3 protein-coding genes are annotated in these 2,544 nt (G+C 63.3%); 1 reads left to right on the forward strand and 2 read right to left on the reverse strand.

Annotated elements, in window-relative coordinates:
• Positions 1 to 763: glycosyltransferase family 9 protein (locus QZT71_RS12345; protein WP_295916654.1), on the forward strand; the 763-nt coding region annotated here is incomplete at its 5' end.
• A gap of 194 nt (positions 764 to 957) precedes the next feature.
• Here the strand turns inward: QZT71_RS12345 and QZT71_RS12350 are convergent.
• Positions 958 to 1,806: a phosphodiester glycosidase family protein gene (locus QZT71_RS12350; protein WP_295916655.1), complete on the reverse strand. Its 849-nt coding sequence runs from the start codon at positions 1,804 to 1,806 to the stop codon at positions 958 to 960.
• Positions 1,807 to 1,831: 25 nt separating this feature from the next.
• Entirely contained in the window at positions 1,832 to 2,398 is a 567-nt protein-coding gene (locus tag QZT71_RS12355) for a lipocalin family protein (protein WP_295916656.1), read from the reverse strand.
• Positions 2,399 to 2,544: the final 146 nt, after the last annotated feature.

A 2,544-nucleotide genomic window follows, 5' to 3' on the forward strand; every position in this document is an offset into this window, starting at 1 on the left:
GGACGCCGTGGCCGACGTGCACGGCGTGCTGCGCTCGGTGACGTTCCGCACGGCCCTCTGGCTGCGCGGGATTCCGGTGGCGAAAATCGAAAAAGGCCGTGAGGAGAAGAAAGACTTTATCCGCGGCGGCGGCCGGGAGATGAAACCCCTGGAACACACCGTCATCCGTTATTGCGACGTATTCCGCAAGCTGGGGTTCGTTTTCGACGATCCGGCACCTGCCGTGCGGCGCGCCCATCCCAACCCGATGGGGGAGAAGTCCGGTACGTGGGTCGGATTCGCACCCTTCTCCGCCCAGCAGGGCAAGACCTATCCCGAGCCGCTGGCCCGGGAGGCGGTGCGCCTGCTCTCGGAGCGCCACAGCCGCGTTTTCATCCACAGCGGCGGAGGTGCCGAAGTGGAGTTCGCCCGGGAAATGGAGCGGGTCTATCCCAATGTCACGGCGCTGTTCGGCCGGGTCGACATGGCCGGGGAGATCGACCTGATTGCCAACCTGGACTGTGTGGTGTCGATGGATTCGCTGGTCATGCACCTCGCCTCGTTGGTGGCGACGCCCGTCGTGTCGGTATGGGGCGCGACGCATCCCGGCCTGGGATTCTTCGGCTACGGCTGCAATCCGCGCGGTATTTTGCAGGCCGATCTGGAGTGCCGTCCCTGCTCGGTCTTCGGTAACAAGCCGTGCCGCTTCGGCGATTACCGCTGCCTGTTCGATGTGACGCCTGCCCTGATTGCGGAGCGGGTGTCGGAGCTTGTCGGCAAATAGCCCTGGCGGTTGAAATATAAAAGCCCTGAAAACAACGTTCAGGGCTTTTTTGTGTTGCAGAGCGAAAGATTTTCGTTGTCCGGTGTCGAGCGCTTTTTGTCGGAGCGGGATTGGGCGTCGGGCTGTTTGCGCGTCGATTCGGGGCTGCCGGGCGGAGGATGTGCGTTTCGGGCCTGTTTATCCGCTTTCCGGGCTTATTTTCCGGCCCGGACGGCAATGCCGTTCGGTACGGCGCGTTCGCCCGCATGGTCGAAACGGCGGTTGTCGCTCGGGTGGCTTACGACACCCTGCCGGGCCGTCCAGAGTGCGGAAGATCCGCCTCCGTCGAGGTTGAGGGCCGCCTCGAGCCCGAGCAGGCGGGCGATGCATGCCGCTTCGGCAATCGTGGCGCCGGCAGCCTCGCCTTCGGAGCGGCCGTCGATGACGACCAGCACCACTTCGCCGCAGGGACGCTTGCCAATTAGCGAGCGGGGGTGGCGGCGGGTGTAAAAGCTGTTGTCGGAGTCGTACTCGACGGTCTTGCCGCCGCTGACCAGCATCGGGCCTGCGGCAAGCGCCGAGCGGTAACGCCGGGCGATACGGGGGTATTCGGCGGTGTCGCAGGCGAAGATGTCTACCTTGCGGCCCCGTTTGTCGCGGATTGCGACGATTCCGTTGGTGCGCATCAACTCGCCGGGCGACGTGCGGCCCAGGATTTTTTTGTCGACCATGACAAAGGTGATGGGCGTGAACGTTTTCATGTTGAAGTAGCTGCCGTTGATGGCTGCACCGGCTTCGGCGGCCTTGCCCAGATCGCTCGTCTTCGCGCCTTTGCCGTCGAACTGCACGATTTGCGTGGCGTGTTTCGAGGCCGGGTAGCTGACTGTCGCGATGCTCTGCTTCGAACCGAACAAATCGATTTGCGCGCTGCGGCATTCGGCTCCGTTGCCCAGATCGACGCTCTGCCAGCATGCGGTGGCGAAAGCAATCGAGTCGCGGGGCGTTTGCGCCGCCGTCGTGGCGGAGAAGAGGAGCAGCAGGGTCCCGAGGAAGATTCTGGTCATGGCGCGTAATGAAATTGACAGGAGGCTATTGGCCTGCTTTGGTGTAGCTTGCGCCGTTGCCCTCGATGGTCATCGTCCAGATGCCGGCGGCGTCTTTGGCGATAGTGGCCGTTTGGGTGAAGTCGATGGGCGCGCCCGAGCCTTCGCTTACGCCTTTGAGCAGGATTTTGCCGGCTTCGTCCTGCAGCTCCCACGAGGAGTAGCGCAGCGTGGCCATGTTGATCGACCGTGCTTCGCCCTCGACCAGGATTTCGATGCCCATGACGCCGTCGGGGTTGATCGGGTCGGGCATCGTCCATTTGCCGACGGCAGCGGCATAGGTGGGGTCGGTGGCGACTTTCGTGGCGGCGGCGCCGTCCTCCAGTTTGCCGCTGTAATTTACGGTGACGGGAGCCCCGAGCAGCAGGCCGTTGGCCTCGCTCTTGTCGGCGTCCATGGTCGAGAAGGTGCAGGTGCCCTCGGCGTTTTCGACCGTTACGGTGTTCATCGACGCATCGGTGATGTGTCCGGTGAACGTCTTGGGCGTGTTGTCGCCGCAGGATACCATGCCGGACAGGGCGAGTAGCGCAGCCAGGATTCGGATGTTTTTCATGTTTGTGGTATTTTAGGATTTAACGTGTCTTTATGTATTCGTCGATGGCGCGCGCCGCCGTGCGTCCGGCGCCCATGGCGAGAATTACCGTCGCGGCACCCGTCACGGCGTCGCCCCCGGCAAAGACGCCCTCGCGCGAGGTCGCA

This window comes from uncultured Alistipes sp. (assembly GCF_902388705.1).
Classification (GTDB): domain Bacteria; phylum Bacteroidota; class Bacteroidia; order Bacteroidales; family Rikenellaceae; genus Alistipes.